The sequence below is a fragment of the Streptomyces sp. NPDC040405 genome (assembly GCF_055595765.1).
Genome location: NZ_JBVIVI010000004.1, coordinates 649,559 through 670,400, shown reverse-complemented (window position 1 = coordinate 670,400; position 20,842 = coordinate 649,559). Strand labels below are relative to the sequence as shown.

Here is a 20,842-nt window from a genome sequence, read left to right as displayed (position 1 = left end):
CGGGCCGGGCCGCGGGCGGGTCAGCCGGTGCCGATGGTGAAGTCGTCCACGTCGTACAGCGCTCCCGCACCGCCCTTGAAGACGAGGTAGAGCGTGGTGGTACGGGCCGGGGGCTTCCGCAGCTCCGTCTTGACGTCCTGGAACTTCTCCCAGTCGCCGGTCACAGGCACGGTGGCCCGGCCCAGCAGCCGCCCGGTCGGGGAGCCGGTGCGCACTTCGAGGGTGCCGCCCGCGCCCGCGGAGGAGACGCGTGCGGTGAAGTCCTTGGCGTTGCCGAGGAGGTACGGGGTGAAGGCGATCCAGTCGCCGTTGTCGATGTTGCCGACCGTCTTGCCGCCGTTGGCCGGGGTGTGGTTGATGACCGTGACGCCCTGGGAGTCGCCGTAGTGCTCGGCCTGGCGGTGCCGGGGCTGGACGACGTTCTGGTCGTGGGTGGTCAGCGACGGCTGGCCGCCCCCGCCGTTGTCGGTGTACTCGGCGTCGAAGACCCCGAAGATGTTGGCGTTGGGGTCGTGTTCGCTGTCAGCGCTCGTCTTGAGCGTTCCCGAGCAGCCGGTGGCCGAGGTGATGGGGTGGCCGTGGCTGTCGTGGCCGAGGACATGGGTGACCTTGACCTTGGCGCAGTCGATCTTCCCGTCCTCGGGGTCGGTCACCTTCACCTTGAACGGCACCTCGTCGCCGAAGGTGAACAGCTGGCCGTCGCCGGGCAGTTGCAGCGTCACCTTGGGGGCCGTGTTGCCGACCGTGAGGTGCACGCTGGCGCTGCCGCTGCGGCCGGAGGGGTCCTTGGCGGTGACGGTGGCGGTGTAGGTGCCGTTCTTGGTGTACCGGTGGGTGGGGTTCGCGGCGGTGGAGGTGTGGCCGTCGCCGAAGTCCCAGCGGTACGTGAGGGCGTCGCCGTCGGCGTCGGCGGTGCCCGCGCTGCTGAACGCGACCTTCATGGGCGCCTTGCCGGACGTACGGTCGGCGGCGGCCTCGGCGATCGGCGAGTATCCGTCGGTGGCGTTCTCGATGCGGTAGAGGGCGGAGTGCTCGTCCCCGTTGAAGTAGCCGAGGCCGTAGTCGAGGACGTACAGCGCGCCGTCCGGGCCGAACGCGGAGTCCATGACCTGGGTGCCGCTCCACGGGAAGTCGTTGATCTTCTGCACGGTGCCGTCCGTGCCCTGCTCGATGCGCTTGATCCACTGGCGGCCGAACTCGCCCGCGAAGAAGTCCCCGTCGTAGGCTTCCGGGAACTTCACCGGGGAGTCGAGCGAGGCGTCGTAGCGGTAGACCGGACCGGCCATCGGCGATTCGGAACCGGAGCCCAGCTCGGGCACCGAGTCGTTGTCGTACGGGAGCCAGGCGGGCTGGGCGGGCGGCAGGTCGGTCAGCCCGGTGTTGTGCGGCGAGGTGTTCTTCGGCGCGGCGCAGTCGAAGGCCGTGCCGGAGGCGCCGGTGGCGAAGTCGTAGTCGACGTACGGCTTGTTGTCGGCGATGCAGTACGGCCAGCCGAAGTTGCCGGGCTTGGTGACGCGGGCGAACTCGACCGCGCCGCCCGGTCCGCGCTTGGGGTCGGCGGCGCCCGCGTCCGGTCCGTAGTCACCGACGTAGACCGTGCCGGTCGGCTTGTCGACGCTCATCCGGAACGGGTTGCGGAAGCCCATCGCGTAGATCTCGGGCAGGGTCTTGTCGGTGCCGGGCGCGAAGAGGTTGCCGTCCGGGACGGTGTACGAGCCGTCCGCGGCCACCTTGATGCGCAGGATCTTGCCGCGCAGGTCGTTGGTGTTGCCCGCGGAACGCCGGGCGTCGTAGGCCGGGTTGCGGTCGGGGCGCTCGTCGATGGGGGTGAAGCCGTCGGAGGCGAACGGGTTGGTGTCGTCGCCGGTGGAGAGGTAGAGGTTGCCGTCGGCGTCGAAGTCGATGTCGCCGCCGACGTGGCAGCAGATGCCGCGGGAGGCGGGGACGTCGAGGACCTTCTTCTCGCTGCCGGAGTTCAGGGTGCCGTCGGAGTTGAGGGTGAAGCGGGAGAGCCGGTTGACGCCGTCGAACTTCGCGAAGTCGGCCGCCGTGCCCTCGTTGGGGGCGTCGCCCGCGGGGGTGTCCAGCGGTGGCGCGTAGTAGAGGTAGATGGCGCGGTTCTCCTGGAACCCGGGGTCGATGCCGACGCCCTGGAGCCCTTCCTCGTCGTGCGAGTAGACCGGGAGCTTGCCGGACACCTTGGTGTCGCCGGCCGCGTCGGTCAGCCACAGGGTGCCGTCGCGGGACGTGTGCAGCACCGAGCGGTCGGGGAGGACGGCGAGCGACATGGGCTCACCGGTCTCGGCCGCGCCCTTGGCGAGCGTGACCTGCTGGAACTTCTCCTCCGCCTGCTCTGCGGCCGCTTGTGCGGGTGGTGCGGTGAACGCGAGCCCCGCGCCCACGAGCAGGGAGCTCGTGAGCAGCGCGAGGGAGCCGCGCAGTCCATGCCGTTTCCTGTGCACGCTGATCCTCCGGGAAAAGAGGGGGTGTACGGACGGGGGCCGTTGACCGCCCGACCTGGCACAGGCGCGCGCCGTCGCGCCGTTCGGTGACCGGTTCGGGGTGAGGGGCCCCATGTGACCGGTACATCTCAAGGACGGTAGCGGGGTTTGTCCGGTTCGGAAACCCCTTTGACGGAGGGTGGGTTGGCTTGGTCCGCGGGGAGGACAAAGCCGCCGGGTTTGAGCGGGGCCCTGTTTCCCCACCCCGGCCCTTCCCGAAACCGGGGGAGGTCCCCCAGCCCCCCCGGCGGGGCCCGGCCTAGCCGGGGCGGGGCCGAGCGGACCGCACCCGGCCCCCGGGGCTCTGGGGCCCGGCACGCGGCCACGCCGGGGCCGGTGTACGCGCCGCTCGGGCCCCGGGCCGGGCAGGGTGCGGCGCGTCCTCGCCGGACCGCACGCGGACAGGGCCCACCCCAACACGCCCCGCACCACGGCCACACCGGGGACCGGTGTGCCCACCGTCCGCGCCCCGGACCGGCCAGGGAACGGCGCGCCCCCGCCGAACCGGCACCCCATCCCGGAGACCGCTGTACGCGCCGTCCGCGCCCCGGGCCGGGCAGGGTGCGGCGCGCCCCCGCCAGACCGCACGCGGACAGGGCCCGCCCCAACGCGGCCGGGGACCGGTGTGGCGGCGGGGCTGCCGGGTCGGGGGGCTGGGGGCTTGCCCCCGGTTTCGGGAAGGGGCGGGGTGGGGGAAGAAGCGGGCTCAGCCGGAGCCGAAGGCGGCGTCGAACGCGGCCGTCGGGGGGTCGAAGTCGTAGGACTTGAGGCGGCGCAGGGCCTCGGGGGCGCCGGTCAGGCGGTCCATGCCCGCGTCTTCCCACTCCACCGAGATCGGGCCGTCGTACGCGACGGAGCGCAGCATGCGGAAGACGTCCTCCCAGGGGACGTCGCCGTGGCCCGCGGAGACGAAGTCCCAGCCGCGGCGGGGGTCGCCCCAGGGGAGGTGGGAGCCCAGACGGCCGTTGCGGCCGTCGAGGCGGCGGCGGGCCTCCTTGCAGTCGACGTGGTAGATCCGGTCGCGGAAGTCCCACAGGAAGCCGACCGGGTCGAGGTCCTGCCAGACGAAGTGGCTGGGGTCGAAGTTGAGGCCGAACGCGGGGCGGTGGCCGATGGCTTCGAGGGCGCGGTGGGTCGTCCAGTAGTCGTACGCGATCTCGCTCGGGTGGACCTCGTGGGCGAAGCGCACGCCCTCGGCGTCGAAGACGTCCAGGATCGGGTTCCAGCGCGTCGCGAAGTCCTCGTAGCCGCGGTCGATCATGCCGGGCGGAACCGGCGGGAACATGGCGACCAGGTGCCAGATGGACGAGCCGGTGAAGCCGATGACGGTACGTACGCCGAAGGCGGCCGCGGCGCGGGCCGTGTCCGCCATTTCGGCGGCGGCCCGCTGCCGTACGCCCTCGGCGTCGCCGTCGCCCCAGATGCGGGCGGGGAGGATCGCCTGGTGGCGTTCGTCGATGGGGTGGTCGCAGACGGCCTGGCCCACCAGGTGGTTGGAGATCGCCCAGCACTGGAGGCCGTACTTGTCGAGGAGCTGACGGCGCCCGTCGAGGTAGCCGGGCTCGCCGAGTGCGCGGTCGACCTCGAAGTGGTCGCCCCAGCAGGCGAGTTCGAGACCGTCGTAGCCGAAGTCGCGGGCGTGGCGGCAGACCTCCTCCAGCGGCAGGTCCGCCCACTGGCCGGTGAAGAGGGTGAAGGGTCTGGGCATACGGGACTCCTCCTCAGGCGGGCACGGGGGTGTAGACGCAGTTCTTCTCGGCGCTGTCCTCGACCGCGGCCAGCACCCGCTGCACCTGGAGCCCGTCCTCGAAGGACGGCTCGGGGTCGGTTCCGGCGGCGATGGCCTGCACGATGTCGCGCGCCTGGTGGACGAAGGTGTGGTCGTAGCCGAGGCCGTGGCCCGGGGGCCACCATGCCTCCAGGTAGGGGTGGTCGGGCTCGGTGACCAGGATGCGGCGGAAGCCGGAGTCGGCGGCGGGCGCGGTGTGGTCGTGGAAGGACAGCTCGTTGAGCCGTTCGAGGTCGAAGGCGAGCGAGCCGTGGTCGCCGTTCAGCTCGATGCGCAACGAGTTCTTACGGCCCGCGGCGAACCGGCTGGCCTCGAAGGACGCCAGCGCGCCGGAGGCGAGGCGGCCGGTGAACAGGGCCGCGTCGTCGACCGTGACCGGGCCGCGCGCCGCCGCGCCCGCCCCGGCGGGCAGCGGACGTTCCCGTACGAACGTCTCGGTGAGCGCCGAGACGCCGACCAGCCGCTCCCCCGCCAGATACTGCGCGAGGTCCACGATGTGCGCCCCGAGGTCGCCGAGGGCGCCGGAGCCCGCCAGTTCCCGGCGCAGCCGCCACACCAGGGGGAATTCCGGATCCACGATCCAGTCCTGGAGGTAGGTGACCCGTACATGGCGCAGGACGCCGATCCTGCCCCCGGCCACCATGCGGCGGGCCTGCGCTATCGCGGGCGTACGGCGGTAGTTGAAGCCCACCATCGCGCGCTGCCCGCGGGCGCGGGCGCGGCGTGCCGCAGCGGCCATGGCTTCCGCTTCGGCGACCGAGTTGGCGAGGGGTTTCTCGCACAGCACGTGCTTACCGGCCTCCAGCGCGGCGATCGCGATCTCGGCGTGGCTGTCGCCGGGGGTGCAGACGTCGACCAGCTGCACATCGTCCCGGGCGATCAGATCGCGCCAGTCGGTCTCGGCGGCCGCCCAGCCGTGTTTGTCCGCGGCGGCGCGGACGGCGTCCGGATCGCGGCCGCAGATGGCGGCCATGGCCGGGCGTAAGGGGAGGTCGAAGACGCGGCCCGCGGTGCGCCAGCCCTGGGAGTGGGCGGCGCCCATGAAGGCGTAGCCGACCATGCCGACGCCGAGGCGGTCCGCTTCGTGTCGCGCTGCATGTTGCGCTTCGTGTTGCGCTTCGGGGTGTGCCATGAGGCTCCTCTCAGATCGCGGCCGATGCGAGGTGGAGCGGGGTCTAGCTGAATCCCGTGGGGAGGTACTGGTCCACGTTGTCCTTGGTGACGACGGCCGAGTAGAGCGTGAGCGAGGCGGGGATCTCCAGCTCGGCCAGCCCCCCGACGCCCTTGCCCTGGCCGAGCGCGCGGGCCAGGTCGATGGCGGAGGCGGCCATCGTCGGCGGGTACAGGACGGTGGCCTTGAGGACGGAGTTGTCGGCCTTGATGGCGTCCATGGCGCGCTTGGCGCCCGCGCCGCCGACCATCAGGAAGTCGTCGCGTCCGGCCTGCTGGATGGCGCGTTCGGCGCCGACGCCCTGGTCGTCGTCGTGGTTCCACAGGGCGTCGAAGCCGGAGTGGGCCTGGAGCAGCTGGGCCATCTTCGACTGGCCGGACTCGACGGTGAATTCGGCGGCCTGGCGGCCGACCTTCTTGATGTTGGGGTAGTTCTTGAGCGCGTCGTCGAAACCGGCCGTGCGCTGGCGGGTCAGCTCCAGGTTGTCCAGCCCGGCCAGCTCCACCACCTTGGCGTTCTTCTTGCCCTTGAGCTGTTCGCCGATGTAGCGGCCCGCGTTGAGCCCCATGCCGTAGTTGTCGCCGCCGATCCAGCAGCGGTACGCCTGCGGGGAGGCGAAGACGCGGTCGAGGTTGACGACGGGGATGCCCGCCTTCATGGCCTTCAGCCCGACCTGGGTGAGCGCCTTGCCGTCGGCGGGCAGGATGACCAGGACGTCGACCTTCTTGTTGATGAGGGTCTCGATCTGGCCGATCTGCTGGGCGGTGTCGTTGGAGCCCTCCGTACTGACCAGCGTGACGTCCTCGTACTCCTTGGCGCGCCGTTTGGCCTGCTCGTTGATGGCGTTGAGCCAGCCGTGGTCGGCCTGCGGACCGGCGAAGCCGACGGTGACCTTCTTGCCGGGCTTGGTGTCGCTGGCACCGGCGGGCTGCTTGCCCTCGTCCTTGTCGTCGTTGTTCTCGTTGCTGGTGCAGCCCGCCGCGAACAGCGCGCCCGCCGCGGCGGTGCCCAGGAGGAGGTTTCTGCGGCTGGTGGGGCTTCCCGGGGTGTGGTTCATGACGGTGTGCTTCATGACGTCGAACGACCCTTCTGTACCAGGACGGCGGCGACGATGATCGCGCCCTTGGCGATCTGCTGGACATCGCTCTGGAGGTTGTTCAGGGCGAACAGGTTGGTGATCGTGGTGAAGACGAGGACGCCGAGGACGGAGCCGGTGATGGTGCCGCGGCCGCCGCTGAGCAGGGTGCCGCCGATGATGGCGGCGGCGATGGCGTCGAGTTCGTACAGGTTGCCGTTGGTGTTCTGGCCGGAGCCGGTGAGGACGATCAGCATGAACGCGGCGATGCCGCAGCACAGCCCGGACAGCAGGTACAGCAGCAGCCGCTGGCGCCGTACGTCGATGCCCGCGAGCCGGGCCGCCTCCGGGTTGCCGCCGATGGCGACGGTGCGCCGGCCGAAGGTCGTACGGCCCAGCAGCAGCCAGCCGAGCACGGTGGCCGCGGCGAAGATCAGCACCAGCGGCGGGATGCCCAGCACATAGGCGTCGCGGAGCCCGAGGTCCAGCACCGGCTTGACGGTGACGACCTGCGTCTTGCCGTCGCTGATCTGGAGCGCGAGGCCACGGGCGGAGGCCAGCATGGCGAGGGTGGCGATGAACGGGACCATGCCGCCGTACGCGATGAGCACCCCGTTGACCAGCCCGCAGCCGAGCCCCACGAGCACGGCGCACAGCAGGATGCCGCCGAACCCGTAGTCCTGGGTGGCGAGCGTGGTCGCCCACACCGAGGCGAGCGCGACGATCGCGCCGACGGACAGATCGATGCCGCCGCTGGTGATCACGAAGGTCACGCCGACGGTGACGACGCCGATGACGGACGCCTGGGTGAGGACGAGTTGCAGGTTGTCGGTGCTCAGGAACTCGTCGGGCTTGGTGATGCCGCCCACGACGGCCAGGACGGCGAGCACGCCGAGGAGGGAGAGGTTGCGGAGGTCGGCGAGGCGTCTGAGGCCGCCTGTCCTGGCGGGTGGGCCGGGGGCGGGCCCGGCCGTCTTGGTCAGTGTGGCCGCGGCGCCGGGGACGGCGTCGGCGCCCGCCCCCGCGTCGGTGCCTCCGGGTGAGTTCAGCACGACGGACTCCCTTCCATCACGAGATCGAGGACGCGGTGCTCGTCCAGTTCGCCCGCGGGCGCCGTATGGACGACGCGCCCCTCACGGAGCACCAGCACGCGGTCGGCGAGGCCGAGGACTTCGGGCAGTTCGCTGGAGACCAGCAGCACCGCCATGCCGTCGTCGGCGAGGCGCCGTATCACCGCGTACAGCTCGGCGCGGGCGCCGACGTCCACCCCGCGGGTGGGCTCGTCCAGCAGCAGCACCCGGCAGCCGCGCAGCAGCCAGCGCGCGAGCACCGCCTTCTGCTGATTGCCGCCGGACAGCGTGCGCACCGGGCGCTCCGGGTCGTCCGGGTGCAGCGACAGATCGCGCACGCTCCGGCGGGCCGCGTCCCGCTCGGCGCCACGGTCCAGCCATCCGGCCCGGGAGAAGCGGGCGAGGGAGGAGACGGAGACGTTACGGGTGACGGACTCCAGCATCAGCAGCGCCTGCGCCTTGCGCTCCTCGGGCGCGAGCCCCAGCCCGGCGCGCACGGCGGCGGTCACGCTGCCGGGGCGCAGCGGGCGGCCGTCGACGAGAACACGGCCCGCGGTGGGGCGGCGGGCGCCGTAGACGGTCTCCAGGATCTCGGACCGGCCGGAGCCGACGAGTCCGGCGAGCCCGACGATCTCGCCGGGCGCCACGTCGAGGTCGACCGGCTCGAACTCCCCGGCCCTGGCGAGCCCTTGGAGCCGCAGCACGGGGTCCTGTGGCGCGGGGGTGGTGGCACGCCGCGGAAACGCGTACTCCACATCCCGCCCTGTCATCAGCGCGACGATGTCGCGGGTGGGCGTCGTACGGGCGGGCAGCCCGCGGGCGGCGGCGCGGCCGTCCTTCAGCACGGTGACGCGGTCGCCGATGCGGCGGATCTCCTCCAGCCGGTGCGAGATGTAGACGACCGCCACACCCCCGGTGGTGAGGTCGCCGACGATACGGAAGAGGTTGTCGACCTCGTCGGGGTCGAGCGCCGCGGACGGCTCGTCCATGACGATCAGCCGTACGTCGTGCGAGAGGGCGCGGGCCATGGACACGATCTGCTGTGCCGCGGCGGAGAGTTCGCCCACCAGGCGCCGCGGGTCGATCTCGGGGTGCCCGAGGCGGGCCAGCAGCTCGGCGACGGTGGCCCGGGCGGCCCGGGACCGCACGAAACCGGCGGTGGCGGGCTCATGGCCGAGGAAGATGTTCTCGGCCACGGACAGGCCCTCGACCAGGTCGAGTTCCTGGTAGATGGTGGCGATGCCGAGGCGCATGGCGGCCACCGGTGACTTCAGGGCGACCGGCGCGCCCTGCCAGACGATCTCCCCGCCATCCGGCTGGTGGGCCCCGGCCAGCACCTTGATCAGCGTGGACTTGCCCGCGCCGTTCTGCCCCAGGAGGCAATGGACTTCGCCCGCCTGGACGTCGAGATCGACGCCGTCGAGGGCCCGTACGCCGGGGAAGGACTTGGTGATGCCGGACATGGTGAGGAGCGGGGGCGGGTTGGTCTGACGCGGTGCGGGTGGTGCCATGGCGAGCCTCCTCGGGCGGGTCGCTGTGGCGGTGCGAGTTGCTGTCGCGGTGCGGGGTTGCTGGGTGCGGCTTGCTTGTGCCGTGCGGGTGGTGCGGCTGCTGCTTCTCCCCCACCCCGCCCCTCCCCGAACCGGGGCTCCACCCCGGCCCCCGCTCCTCAAGCGCCGGAGAGGCTGGTGACGCCGGAGCCCCGGCGCCTGCCTGCGACAGGCACCCCGGCCCACCGGCCCCGATTCGCCGGGTGACCGGCGGCCGGTCCCGGAGCACCGGGCGCCCTGCGCCGGGGCCTGGGAGCCAGGTCCGGGGTCCGGGACCGGGTCCCACTTCGGCTGCGGGATCCGGTGGTCGGGGTCCGGGGTAGGGAAGGGCGGGGTGGGGAAAGCCGCCCCTCGGAGGTCACCGTGCTGCGCGCTGTGCCTCGGTACGGTCCGTACCGCGGGGGCGGCGGGCCGTAGGGGTGGAGCCGGGCGGCGGGGCGGGTCAGGCTGGGGAGAAGAGGTGGTCGCTGATCAGGCGGGCCGCGCCGGTGACTCCCGCGGCTGGGCCCAGTTCGCCCAGCACGATGGGGAGGTTGCCGGTGGCGAGCGGGAGGGACTGGCGGTAGACCTGGGTGCGGATGGCGGCGAGGAGCGTGTGGCCCAGGCCGGTGACGCCGCCGCCGATCACCACCAGGCCCGGGTTGAAGAAGCTGACGAGACCGGCGATGACCTGGCCGGTGCGCATGCCGCCCTCGCGGATGAGTTCGAGGGCGGCGGCGTCCCCGGCCGAGGCCGCCGCCGCGACGTCCGTGGCGGCGAGTTGCCCCGCGGCTTCCAGCCGCGCGGCGAGTTCGGCGGAGCGGCCGTCGCGGGCGGCGGCCTCGGCGTCGCGGGCGAGGGCCGCTCCGCCGAAGTACGCCTCCAGGCAGCCGTGGTTGCCGCAGGCGCAGGGGCGGCCGTCGGGCTCGGCCTGGATGTGCCCGATGTCGCCCGCGCTGCCGGTCGTACCGCGGTGGACATCACCCCCGACCACGATGCCGCAGCCGATACCGGTGCCGATCTTGACGCAGAGGAAGTCCTTGACGGAACGGGCGACTCCGGCGTGCTGCTCCCCCATGGCCATGAGGTTCACGTCGTTGTCGACCATGACGGGACAGCCCAGTTCCTGGCTGAGCGCCTCCCGTACGGGGAAGCCGTCCCAGCCCGGCATGATCGGTGGCGCGACGGGCACGCCCTCGGGGTACCGGACCGGGCCCGGCACTCCGATGCCCGCGCCGTCGAACCCCTCCGCGACGCCGGAGGCGCGGAGCTTGGCGGCCATGGCGAGGACCTGTTCGAACACCGCGACCGGGCCCTCGCGGACATCCATGGGCTGGGTGAGGTGGCCGAGAATCTCCAGTTCCGCGTTGGTCACGGCGACATCGACGGACGTGGCGCCGATGTCGACGCCGAGCAGCCGCAGGGCGGGAGCCAGCCGTATGTTGTGCGAGCGGCGCCCGCCCCGTGAGGCGGCGAGTCCGTCGGCGACCACCAGTCCGGTATCCAGCAACCGGTCGATCTCGACGGCGAGCTTGGAACGTGAGAGGTCGATCTGATCGCCCAGCTGAGCCCGGGAGTTGGGGCCACCGTCGCGCAACAGGCGGAGCAGCCGGGCCTGATGCGCGTTCGCGGGTCGTGCCGTCATGCGCCTCACGCCGCCCCTCCCGCCGTCATCGGCATGCACATGGTCGGGCTTTCACGGGGAACGTAGCAGCGGTTGTCGGGGGTGGGAAGAACTTGCGCCGCAATCCATGCCGACTTTCTCCTGTGGAAGGACAAACTCAAGGACAGGCAGGGGCGATTTCCCGTCAGTGCCGCCCCGTACCATTCCGATCATGGAGATAGCGACCTACCTCACCCTCGTGGCCGTCGTCATGCTGTACGGCGCGCTGGAAGCCCGCCTCAAGCGGATGGAGCGCCGGGCCGCCCGGCTGGAGCGCAAGGCGGACCTGATCCTCGACCACCTGGGCCTCCGCCAGGAGGAGCCGGGCATGGAGCGAGTGGCGGCCCTGCTGCGCCAGAACAAGAAGATCCAGGCCATCAAGGAATACCGCGAGATCACCGACGCCGATCTCAAGGACGCGAAGGAAGCGGTCGAGCGGATGGACGGGACGCGCTGAAGGCCCGTTGAAGGACCCGAGGAGAAGTCAGTCCCTGGGGCGCTCGTGATAGCTGTGCCGCGTGTGCTCCGTGTGCGCGCGCATGACCGCCGTGGCGCGCTGTTCGTCGCGCGCGGCGATGGCGTCGATCAGCTCGCGGTGCTCGGTCCAGGACTGCTTGCCGCGCTGCCGGGCCACCGGGGTGTAGTACCAGCGGACCCGGCGGTGCACCTGGGCGGCCAGATCCGCCAGCACCGCGTTCCCGGCGAGGGCCATCACCGTGGCGTGGAATTCCGCGTTCGCGGCCACCGCGCCGTCCACGTCGTCGTCCAGGACCGCCCGTTCACCGGTGGCGCACACCTCCTCCAGCGCCGCGACCCCCTCCGGCCCCGCGCCCGCGGCGGCCAGCCGCGCGGCCTCGGCCTCCAGCAGGGTGCGGACGGTGAGGAGCTGATCGGCCTCCTCCTCCGTGGGCTCGTGCACGAACGCGCCCTGCGCCGGACGCAGATCGACCCACCCCTCGGTGTTGAGCCGCTGAAGCGCCTCGCGCACCGGCTGCCGGGAAACGCCGAGGTGGCCCGCCAGTTCGCTCTCGACGAGGTGCTGGCCGGGGCGGAGGGCGCGGGTGGTGATGAGTTCGAGCAGCGCCTCGTAGACGCGCTCGCGCAGCGGCCCGGGCCGCTCCAGCCTCGGCACCGCGCCCTGCGGCAGCCCCTTGGACAGCATCGCGCCCCCTGTGGATCGGCATCGGCCGGATTCCCGGATTGGTTATTGTCTACAGTTTACGCATACCGAGGGCTACGGTCTCAGGCCCGCGTGCAGGACAATGAGACCTTCCAGCACGCACCGAACCACGCACAGAACCGGGACTGATCGACATGGGACGGGTCACTGAGCGACGCCGCGTCATCCGCGTCCGGGACGGGGTGGCCAGCACCCGCCCGGACACCCTGGTGGCCGAGGAGCCGCTGGAGATCCGGCTGAACGGCCGACCGCTGGCGATCACGATGCGCACACCGGGCGACGACTTCGCACTGGCCGCCGGATTCCTGGTGAGCGAGGGCGTGCTCGGCAGCGCGGACGAACTGGCGAACATCGTCTACTGCGCGGGCGCGACCGAGGACGGCTCCAACACCTACAACGTGGTGGACGTGAGGCTCGCCCCGGGCGTACCCGTCCCCGACATCACCCTCGAACGGAACGTCTATACGACCTCGTCGTGCGGCCTGTGCGGCAAGGCCAGCCTGGACGCCGTCCGCACCACCGCGCGCTGGCGGCTGGACGAGCCGGACGGCCAGGACACCCCGGTCCGCATCACCCCGGAGACCCTGACCGCCCTCCCCGACCGGCTGCGCGCCGCCCAGCGCGTCTTCGACCGCACCGGCGGGCTGCACGCGGCGGCGCTGTTCACGCCGGAGGGCGAGCTGCTGGACGTACGGGAGGACGTGGGCCGCCACAACGCGGTGGACAAGCTGGTCGGGCGGGCCGTCCAGCAGGGGCGGCTGCCGCTGTCCGGGGCCGTGCTGCTGGTCTCCGGCCGGGCCTCCTTCGAGCTGGCGCAGAAGGCGGTCATGGCGGGGATCCCGGTGCTGGCCGCGGTCTCGGCACCGTCCTCGCTTGCCGTGGACCTGGCGGACGAAGCGGGGCTGACGCTGGTCGGCTTCCTGCGCGGCACCTCGATGAACGTGTACGCGGGCGAGCACCGGCTCGCGCTGCCGACGCCGGTCGGCGTCGTCTGACGACACCCCGAGGGCTCGCCGATAGCCGTCACCCGAACGTGTACTTGACCGACCGTTCTGGAAAGGTGCTACGGTTTTCCCATGGCCAGAACGAAGGAATTCGACCCGGAGGCCGCGCTGCAGTCGGCTCTCGAACTGTTCTGGCGGCGCGGCTATGAAGCGACCTCGATGGCGGATCTCGTCGACCATCTCGGCGTCGGCCGCGCCAGCATCTACGCGACCTTCGGCAACAAGCGCGAGCTGTACCTGAAGGCGATGGACCGCTACGCGGAGACCCGCGATCCGAACCTGCTGACCGAGCTGTCCCAGCCGGGCCCCGCGCTGCCCGCCGTGCGGGCGCTGGTGCGCCGCTTCGCCGAGGAGGCGACGTCCCCCGAGAAGCGGCTGATGGGCTGCCTGGTGACCAACACCGCGACCGAGCTGGCCCCGCACGATCCGGGGATGGCCCGCCGGGTGGAGATGAGCTGGGATCATGTGGAGACCCCGCTGCACTCCGCGCTGATCCGGGCCCAGGCCCAGGGGGAGCTCCCCGAGGACCGCGACCCCCACGCCCTGGCGCGGATGCTGTTCGTCCTGCTGCAGGGGCTGCGCGTGGTCGGCAAGGCGTCGGACGACCCCGCCCGGGTGCGGGACGCGGCGGAGCAGGCCCTGTCCCTGCTGGACTGACCCCGACTGAACCCCACCCCACGGGGTGCCCGCTTTTCGTGGCCGCATATTGAACCGAACGGTCAAATTGAATCCGCAAGGAGACATGCAATGAACCGCTTCACCGGAAAGACCGCCCTCGTCACCGGAGCGGGCTCCGGCCTCGGCCGGGCCATCGCGCTCGCCTTCGCCGCCGAAGGCGCGTCCGTCGTGGCCGCGGGGCGCACCGAAGCCACCCTGGCCGAGACGGTCCGCCTCATCGAGGCCGCCGACGGCCGGGCCGCCGCCGTCGTCGCCGATGTCACCGACTCCGACCGGCTGCGGGATCTGGTGCGCGATGCCGTCACCCGCTTCGGCCGACTGGACATCGCCGTCAACAACGCCGGGATACTGCGCGGCCGGGGCCCGGTCGGCGAGATCAGCGAGGAGGACTGGGACGCGGTGCTGCGCACCAACGTGACCGGCGTCTGGCTGGCGATGAAGCATCAGATCGCCCACATGAAGGAGAACGGCGGTGGGGTCATCGTCAACGTCTCGTCCAACCTCGGTGCCCATGTCCGGGTTCCGGGTCTCGGCGCGTACAGCACGTCGAAGGCGGCGGTGGCCACGCTGACCCGGGCGGCCGCGCTCGACCACATCCACCAAGGCGTCCGGATCAACGCGGTCAGCCCCGGCGCCTCCGACGGCCCCATGTCGCTGAATCCCGGCGAGACCGAGGCCGACCGAGCCGAGCGGATGAAGACGACGACCCCGCTGGGCCGTCTCGCGGAGGCGGAGGAGATCGCGGCGGCGGTGCTCTACCTGGCCTCACCGGCGGCGGGTTCCGTGGTCGGCACCGACCTCGTCGTGGACAGCGGTTCCTCAGCCTGACGGCCCGGTCGTCAGGTCCGGCCGTCGGGCCCGGTCGTCAGGTCTGGTCGTCAGGTCTGGTCGTCAGGTCTGGTCGTCAGGCCCGGCCGTCGGGTCGGCCCCACCCCCGCCCGGGAGCTGGCTCCACCCGGGCGGAGGGCCTGGCACCACCCGGGCGGTGGCCGCCACCGTGTGGTCCCGGCGCCCTCGCCCCGGCAGGCTGATGAGACATGAACCGACGCATCAGGGCGGCCCGTTCGCACCTCGCCACCGCCGCCACGGCGGCCGCAGCCCTCCTCATCGGCGCCACCGCCGTCCTGGCGGCCCCGCCCGATCGCCACACCCTGCCCACCACCCCCGCCTCACACGCCTCGACCCCACTCACCTCGGCCCCTCTCACCCCACGATTGCTGCACCACCGGGTGGCCCGGGTCCTCAAGGACGCCGGGTACACCGGCATCACCGTGGAGGTGCGGGACGGCGGCCACCGGATCCACGCCCGCGCGGGCAGGGCCGAGCGGAACACCTGCCACCCCATGCCGTACGGGGCGAACTACCGGGCCGCGAGCGTCACCAAGACCTTCGTGGCCACCGTGGTGCTGCAACTGGCCGCCGAGGGGCGGCTGTCGCTGAGCGATTCCGTGGAGAAGTGGCTGCCGGGCGTGGTGCGCGGCCACGGCAACGACGGCAGCCGGATCACCCTCCGGAATCTGCTCCAGCACACCAGCGGCATCTACCGCTACGACCCCACGGAGGACACCGGGGGCACGGCCGCCGCCTTCGAGCGGAACCGGTACCGGCGCATCGGCCCCGGGGACATCGTCGCCGGGGCGATGAAGCACCGGCCCGACTTCCCGCCCGCCGCCCAGAACGACCCACACCCGCGGTGGAACTACTCCAACCCCGGCTATGTCCTCGCCGGGATGGTCATCCAGAAGGCCACCGGGCGGCCATGGGCCACGGAGGTCCGCGACCGGATCGTCCGCCCGCTGGGCCTGACCGGCACCTACGCACCCGGCGACGATCCGCGCGTACCCGGCCCGCACGCGCACACCTACCACCGCTTCCCCGGCTCCGCCGAGTGGACCGACACCACCGTCCGCAACGTGGCCTCGGCCGACTCCGCGGGCGCCCTGATCAGCACCGACCGCGACCTGGACCGGTTCCTCACCGCGCTGCTGGACGGGCGGCTGCTGCCACCGGCGCAGCTCGCCGCGATGCGCCGCACCGTCCCCGTCGACGCGGACTACGAGCGGGCCTTCCCCGGCATGCGCTACGGCCTCGGGCTGGCCCGGCAGCCGCTGAGCTGCGGCGGATACCGCTGGGGCCACGGCGGCGACCTCGACGGCGGCACGATCAGGACCGCCACCGACCCGGGCGGGCGGCGCTCGGTCGTGATCATGACCACGGGCACGACGTCCGACGACAAGAAACTCCTGGCGGGCGAACGGGCCGTGCAGGCACTGCTCGACAAGGTGATGTGCGGACGCACGGGCTGACGCCGCCCGGACACCGCGCGCCTCCGCGAACCGGCTACTCCTCCCTGCACGGCTCGTCCGCCTCGGCCACCCGCCGCAGCAACGCCACCAGTTGCTCGCGCTCCGCCGCGCTCAGCCCCGCCGTCAGCTCGTCGTTGGCCTCGTCACCCAGCCGCCGCGTGCGCACCAGCCGCCGTTCGCCCTCCTCCGAGATGGCGATCGCGTTCTTCCGGCGGTCGCGCGGATCGGGGCTGCGGGTGACGAGCCCTTCCCCCTCCAGATCGCCGACGATCCCCACCATGTCCTTGGGGTCGATGCCGAGGCTGCGCCCCAGCTCCGCCTGCGACACGGGCCCCAGCTCCGCGACGGCGGACAGCACCGCGTGATGCATCATCCGCATCCCCTCCCGGGCCAGCGCCTCCGCCACCAGGCGGTGCCCGCGGGCGGCGGCGCGGCCGAGGAGCCAGCTGGGCAGGGAGCGGATCCGGGCGGGGGCGAACGGGGTCTCGGGCATGGCCTCAGCCTACCCACCACATCATTGGCCCACCCAACGTTGGAATTCCCAACGATTCCGGTTAGCGTTGGTCCACCCAATGAATTCGGCACCCCAGCAGGAGGCCCCATGCGCCGCGTCCGCTTCCCTGCCCACGGCGGCCCGGACGTCCTCCGCCTGGAGGAGGCCGATCCGCCCACGCCCGCCCCCGGCGAGCTGCTGATCCGCACCGAGGCGATCGGCGTGACCCTGCCCGGGGTGCGCCGTGTCCGGGACACCGGCACGCCGCTCCCCGGGACGCTCGGCGGCGATGTCGCGGGCCGGGTGGCCGCGCTCGGCGACGGCGTCACCGGCTTCGCCGTCGGCGACCGGGTGGCCGCGATCTCGTTCTCGGATTCGTACGCCGACCTCACCACCGCCCCCGTCTTCACCGCCTCGCCCATCCCGGACGGCGCGTCCGCCGTGACGGCGGTCGCCCTCGTCCGCGGCGGCCATGTCGCCCTCGCCGCCCTCGCGACCGCCGCCCCCTCCGCCGACGAGTCCCTGCTCATCACGGGCGCCGCGAGCGGCGTCGGCCATCTGGCGGTCCAACTGGCCCGCGCCCAGGGGATACACCGCGTCGTCGCGGCCGCCGGCTCCCCGGCGAAGGCCGCGTTCCTGCGGGACCTCGGCGCGGACGAGGTGGTGGCGTACGGGGACGCGTCCTGGGGCGAGCCGGTCGACGCGGTGCTCGACGGCGTCGGCGGCGACCTCCTGCCCCGCGCCCTCGCGGCCCTGGCCCCCGCCGGTCGGCTGATCTTCTTCAACTCCGGCGGCGGCACCGTCCCCGCACACGCGCTGCTCGCCGGTTCGAAGACCGTCACCGGCCTGACCATGGCCCATTTCTCGCGGACCCGGCCGGAGTTGTACGAACGGCACGGCCACGAGCTGTGGCGGCTCTTCGCCGAGGGCCGTCTGCGCCCCGCCGTGCACGCGGAACTTCCGCTCGACCAGGCCGCGAAGGCCCACGACATCATCGAGTCCCGTACCAGCCGGGGAAAGGTCGTCCTCGTTCCCTGACGCAACATCCCGATGACGCACGGTGCTTGTCCCGGCCGGGGGCAAAGCGGGACACTTCTGCGACAGTCTCCATGAGACGTGGGATGTCGTGATGTCTTGATGTCCAGATGGCTCTGAAGGGCAGGTCGTGACCATGGCGTCAGATCCCCGCACACGCCCCCGGACCAGACGTTGGCGGCGCCGCGCCCCGGTGCTTCTCGCCGCCGCGGCACTGGCCCTGACCCCGCTTCCGGTACGGGCCGCGGACACGGCTGACACCGTGTCCGCGGCCCGTACCGCTACCGGCTCCACCTCGGACTTCGCAGAGCAGATCCTCTTCAAGTCCACCCAGGACACGGGGTATTCCTGCTTCCGGATCCCCGCGATCGTCACGTCCAAGGACGGCACCCTGCTCGCCTTCGCCGAGGGCCGCAAGGACAACTGCGGCGACGCCGGGGACATCGACCTGGTGCTCAAGCGCTCCACCGACGGCGGCCGCACCTGGAGCCCGTTACAGGTGGTCAACGAGGGCGGTGGCGACACCCACGGCAACCCGGCGCCCGTGGTGGACACGCGCACCGGCCGGATCCTGCTGGCCAGCACGTACAACACCGGCCGGGACGACTCACAGAGCTGTGACGTGCCGTGTGACCGCACCCCGCACCTGCAGTACAGCGACGACGACGGCGCCACCTGGTCCACCCCGCGCGATCTGGGCCCCGCCCTGCTGCCGCCATCGTGGAACTCCTGGTACGCCACCGGCCCGGTGCACGGCATCCAGCTCAAGCACGGGCGGCACAAGGGGCGGCTGCTCTTCACCGTCAACACCGAGAGCCACGACGGCACCCGCATCACCGCCAACCACGCGGCGCTCGCCTACAGCGACGACGGCGGCAGGCGCTGGAAGATCGGCGCGGTGGACTCCTATCCGATAGCGCAGGACGGTACGTTCCGTCAGAAGCCGTCGGAGATGACGCTGGTGGAGCGGGCCGACGGCTCGGTCTACGTCAACGGGCGCGAGCAGGACGGCACCGACCTCGGCCACCGCGACTACGCCATCAGCCACGACGGCGGCGAGAGCTTCGCCGCGCCCTTCCGCACCCTTCCCGGCCTGTCCACCCCGATGGTGCAGGGCGCGGTCCTGCGGCTGCGCGACCCGGGTCGCGACGGCCCCGGGCGGCTGCTGTTCTCGGCGCCCGCCGACCCCGACCGGCGCCGCACCATGATGATCCGCTCCTCCTGGGACGAGGCCCGCAGCTGGGAGGGGACCGACCGCGGCAAGGTGGTCACCACCGACTGGTCCGGCTACTCCGACATGGCCCTGATCTCGCCCGGCACGGTCGGGCTGATGTACGAGGGCGGCGCGGTGGACGCCCGCGACGAGATCCGCTTCGCCCGCTTCACCGAGAACTGGCTGGGCCCGCGCGCCGCCCCGTCCCCGGTCACGGACGACCGCGCGCCCCGGGCCCGCCCGGCGACCGTCCTCGGCGGCGCCACCGGGACGGAAGGCCGCTTCGGCGGGGCGCTCGCCTTCGACGGCGGCGACGACGCCGTACGCCTCCCCTACCGCTCGTCGCTGCCGCTCGGCACGCGTGACTTCACCATCAGCCTGTGGTTCCGCTACTCCGCAGCCTCCGGGCAGCACCCCTTCCTCTGGATGGGCGGCATCGGCAGCAAGCAGGCCCAGGTCTGGCTGCGCGGGGAACCGTCCTCGAACCGCGTCCGCGCCCTGATGACCACCGTCAACGGCCCGGCCGCCTACACCTCTGCCTCGGTCGCCACCACCACCGCCCACAACGACGGCGCGTGGCACCACCTGGCCCTCACCCGCACCGGCGGCCGCCTCACCCTCGCGGTGGACGGCACCGCCCCGGTCTCCGCGCCCGACGCGCCCGGCACCATCAGCCGCTCCTCCCCCTTCGCCCTCCACCTCGGCGAGGCGGTCGACGGCCGCTCCCGGATGACGGGCGCCCTGGACGAGGTCCGCGTCTACGCCCGGGCGCTGACCGACACCGAACTCCGCCGGGTCCGCGAGTTCAACACCCCGCTCGACGCGCGGTCCGCCACGGCCCGGCTCCCCCTGGACCGCGTCCGCTAGCTCAGACCGCCGGAAGAGATCGCTCAGCGGGTCGCGGCCGAGGGCTGAGGGATCTCTTCCGGTACGGGCTCCGAGGCGGGTTCGGGCCCGGATCCGGGCCCGGATCCGGGCGCCGGTTCGGGGGCCCGGTCCGCGAAGCGGCGGGCCAGGACGGCGCAGACCATCAGCTGCATCTGGTGGAAGAGCATCAGCGGGAGGACGGCCAGGCTCGCCTGGGCGCCGAAGAGGACGCTGGCCATGGGCAGGCCCGCGGCGAGGCTCTTCTTGGAGCCCGCGAAGGTGATCGTGATGCGGTCCTCCCGGCGGAAGCCCAGCTTCCGGGAGCCGTACGTGGTCAGCGTGAGCATGAGCGTGAGCAGCACCGCCTCCACCGCGAGCAGGATCCCCAGCCGGGCCGGGGTGATCTGGTGCCAGATGCCCTGGGTCATGCCCTGGCTGAACGCCGCGTAGACGACGAGCAGGACCGAGCCGCGGTCGACCAGGCGCAGGACCGCGCGGTGCCGGGAGATGAAGCCGCCGATCCAGCGGCGGAGGAGCTGACCGGCCAGGAAGGGGGCCAGCAGCTGGAGGGCGATCTCGATCACGGAGTCGGCGGAGAACCCGCCGCCGCTGCCGCCGAGGAGCAGCGCGGCCAAGACCGGGGTGACGACGATGCCGATCAGGCTGGAGAAGGAGCCCGCGCAGATCGCGGCGGCGACGTTGCCCCGGGCGAGCGAGGTGAAGGCGATCGAGGACTGGACCGTGGAGGGCACCAGGCACAGAAAGAGGAGGCCGGTGTAGAGGGGCTGGGTGAGGACGTACGGGACCAGCCCGCGGGCGGCCAGGCCCAGCGCCGGGAAGATCACGAAGGTGCAGGCCAGCACGGTCAGATGGAGGCGCCAGTGGCGCACCCCGTCCAGCGCCTCGCGGGTGGAGAGCCGGGCACCGTAGAGAAAGAAGAGGAACGCGACCGCGACGGTGGTCGCCCCGTCCGTCACGGTGGCGGCCCGGCCGCTGACCGGGAGCAGCGCCGCGAGGGCGACGGTGCCGACCAGGCCGAGGATGAACCCGTCCAGCGGGAGCCAGGCGGGGAGGGTGATCTTGCGGTGGAGCGGGCGGAGCAGGTGGTGCGGGCGGTGCATGAACACTCTTTCTCGGTGCGGTGCGGTGCGGTGCGGTGCGGTACTGCTGTGCCGGTGCCTGGACGGGCCGAGCCCTCTCCAGAGTGCCCGTGATCAACCCCATCGGGAATCCCGCATACCGCACTGACTGCTATCGCGTTCCGTGAT

General features: G+C 72.4%; 17 protein-coding genes. 7 read left to right on the top strand and 10 right to left on the bottom strand.

Annotation, left to right across the window (positions count from 1 at the left end; all coding sequences use genetic code 11):
- Positions 1-20: 20 nt before the first annotated feature.
- From ACZ59A_RS20730 to ACZ59A_RS20700, 7 genes are all read right to left on the bottom strand, one after another.
- Entirely contained in the window at positions 21-2,462 is a 2,442-nt protein-coding gene (locus tag ACZ59A_RS20730; RefSeq protein ID WP_470960543.1) for a PQQ-dependent sugar dehydrogenase, read from the bottom strand.
- A gap of 745 nt (positions 2,463-3,207) precedes the next feature.
- Positions 3,208-4,209: a sugar phosphate isomerase/epimerase family protein gene (locus ACZ59A_RS20725; RefSeq protein WP_470960542.1), complete on the bottom strand. Its 1,002-nt coding sequence runs from the start codon at positions 4,207-4,209 to the stop codon at positions 3,208-3,210.
- Between the two features lie 13 nt (positions 4,210-4,222).
- Positions 4,223-5,422 (bottom strand): Gfo/Idh/MocA family protein, encoded by a 1,200-nt coding sequence (locus tag ACZ59A_RS20720; protein WP_470960541.1) that lies wholly within the window; start codon positions 5,420-5,422, stop codon positions 4,223-4,225.
- Positions 5,423-5,465: 43 nt separating this feature from the next.
- Positions 5,466-6,518 (bottom strand): substrate-binding domain-containing protein, encoded by a 1,053-nt coding sequence (locus tag ACZ59A_RS20715; RefSeq protein ID WP_470960645.1) that lies wholly within the window; start codon positions 6,516-6,518, stop codon positions 5,466-5,468.
- 11 nt (positions 6,519-6,529) lie between these two features.
- On the bottom strand, positions 6,530-7,519 hold the full coding sequence (locus ACZ59A_RS20710) for an ABC transporter permease (protein WP_468046940.1): 990 nt from the start codon (positions 7,517-7,519) through the stop codon (positions 6,530-6,532).
- Positions 7,520-7,581: 62 nt separating this feature from the next.
- A complete protein-coding gene (locus ACZ59A_RS20705) occupies positions 7,582-9,117 on the bottom strand; it encodes a sugar ABC transporter ATP-binding protein (protein ID WP_470960540.1) in 1,536 nt (511 codons plus the stop codon).
- 481 nt (positions 9,118-9,598) lie between these two features.
- Entirely contained in the window at positions 9,599-10,780 is a 1,182-nt protein-coding gene (locus tag ACZ59A_RS20700; protein WP_470960539.1) for an ROK family transcriptional regulator, read from the bottom strand.
- 190 nt (positions 10,781-10,970) lie between these two features.
- On the opposite strand from ACZ59A_RS20700, the gene ACZ59A_RS20695 reads away from it, so the two are divergent.
- Positions 10,971-11,255 (top strand): ribosomal protein L7/L12, encoded by a 285-nt coding sequence (locus ACZ59A_RS20695; RefSeq protein WP_470960538.1) that lies wholly within the window; start codon positions 10,971-10,973, stop codon positions 11,253-11,255.
- A gap of 27 nt (positions 11,256-11,282) precedes the next feature.
- Here the strand turns inward: ACZ59A_RS20695 and ACZ59A_RS20690 are convergent, their stop codons facing one another.
- The gene (locus ACZ59A_RS20690) at positions 11,283-11,960 is read right to left on the bottom strand and encodes a GntR family transcriptional regulator (protein WP_468045997.1); all 678 of its coding nucleotides are present in this window, start codon (positions 11,958-11,960) and stop codon (positions 11,283-11,285) included.
- 152 nt (positions 11,961-12,112) lie between these two features.
- Here ACZ59A_RS20690 and fdhD point away from each other — a divergent pair, with 152 nt between their 5' ends.
- The 4 genes from fdhD (at position 12,113) to ACZ59A_RS20670 (ending at position 15,966) form a co-directional block, all read left to right on the top strand.
- Entirely contained in the window at positions 12,113-12,973 is an 861-nt protein-coding gene (gene fdhD, locus ACZ59A_RS20685; RefSeq protein WP_470960537.1) for a formate dehydrogenase accessory sulfurtransferase FdhD, read from the top strand.
- An 81-nt stretch (positions 12,974-13,054) separates the two neighbouring features.
- On the top strand, positions 13,055-13,639 hold the full coding sequence (locus ACZ59A_RS20680; protein ID WP_470960536.1) for a TetR/AcrR family transcriptional regulator: 585 nt from the start codon (positions 13,055-13,057) through the stop codon (positions 13,637-13,639).
- Positions 13,640-13,729: 90 nt separating this feature from the next.
- Positions 13,730-14,488, top strand: a complete 759-nt coding sequence (locus tag ACZ59A_RS20675; protein ID WP_470960535.1) for an SDR family NAD(P)-dependent oxidoreductase — start codon at positions 13,730-13,732, stop codon at positions 14,486-14,488.
- A 209-nt stretch (positions 14,489-14,697) separates the two neighbouring features.
- Entirely contained in the window at positions 14,698-15,966 is a 1,269-nt protein-coding gene (locus tag ACZ59A_RS20670) for a serine hydrolase domain-containing protein (protein ID WP_470960534.1), read from the top strand.
- A 34-nt stretch (positions 15,967-16,000) separates the two neighbouring features.
- Here the strand turns inward: ACZ59A_RS20670 and ACZ59A_RS20665 are convergent, their stop codons facing one another.
- Complete coding sequence (locus ACZ59A_RS20665) at positions 16,001-16,459, bottom strand: MarR family winged helix-turn-helix transcriptional regulator (protein ID WP_470960533.1); 459 nt, start codon at positions 16,457-16,459, stop codon at positions 16,001-16,003.
- 108 nt (positions 16,460-16,567) lie between these two features.
- Between ACZ59A_RS20665 and ACZ59A_RS20660 the strand changes: the two genes are divergently transcribed.
- The gene (locus tag ACZ59A_RS20660) at positions 16,568-17,497 is read left to right on the top strand and encodes a quinone oxidoreductase family protein (protein WP_470960532.1); all 930 of its coding nucleotides are present in this window, start codon (positions 16,568-16,570) and stop codon (positions 17,495-17,497) included.
- Between the two features lie 133 nt (positions 17,498-17,630).
- Positions 17,631-19,574 (top strand): exo-alpha-sialidase, encoded by a 1,944-nt coding sequence (locus ACZ59A_RS20655; protein WP_470960531.1) that lies wholly within the window; start codon positions 17,631-17,633, stop codon positions 19,572-19,574.
- A gap of 23 nt (positions 19,575-19,597) precedes the next feature.
- Here the strand turns inward: ACZ59A_RS20655 and ACZ59A_RS20650 are convergent, their stop codons facing one another.
- Positions 19,598-20,695 (bottom strand): bile acid:sodium symporter family protein, encoded by a 1,098-nt coding sequence (locus tag ACZ59A_RS20650; protein ID WP_470960530.1) that lies wholly within the window; start codon positions 20,693-20,695, stop codon positions 19,598-19,600.
- Positions 20,696-20,842: the final 147 nt, after the last annotated feature.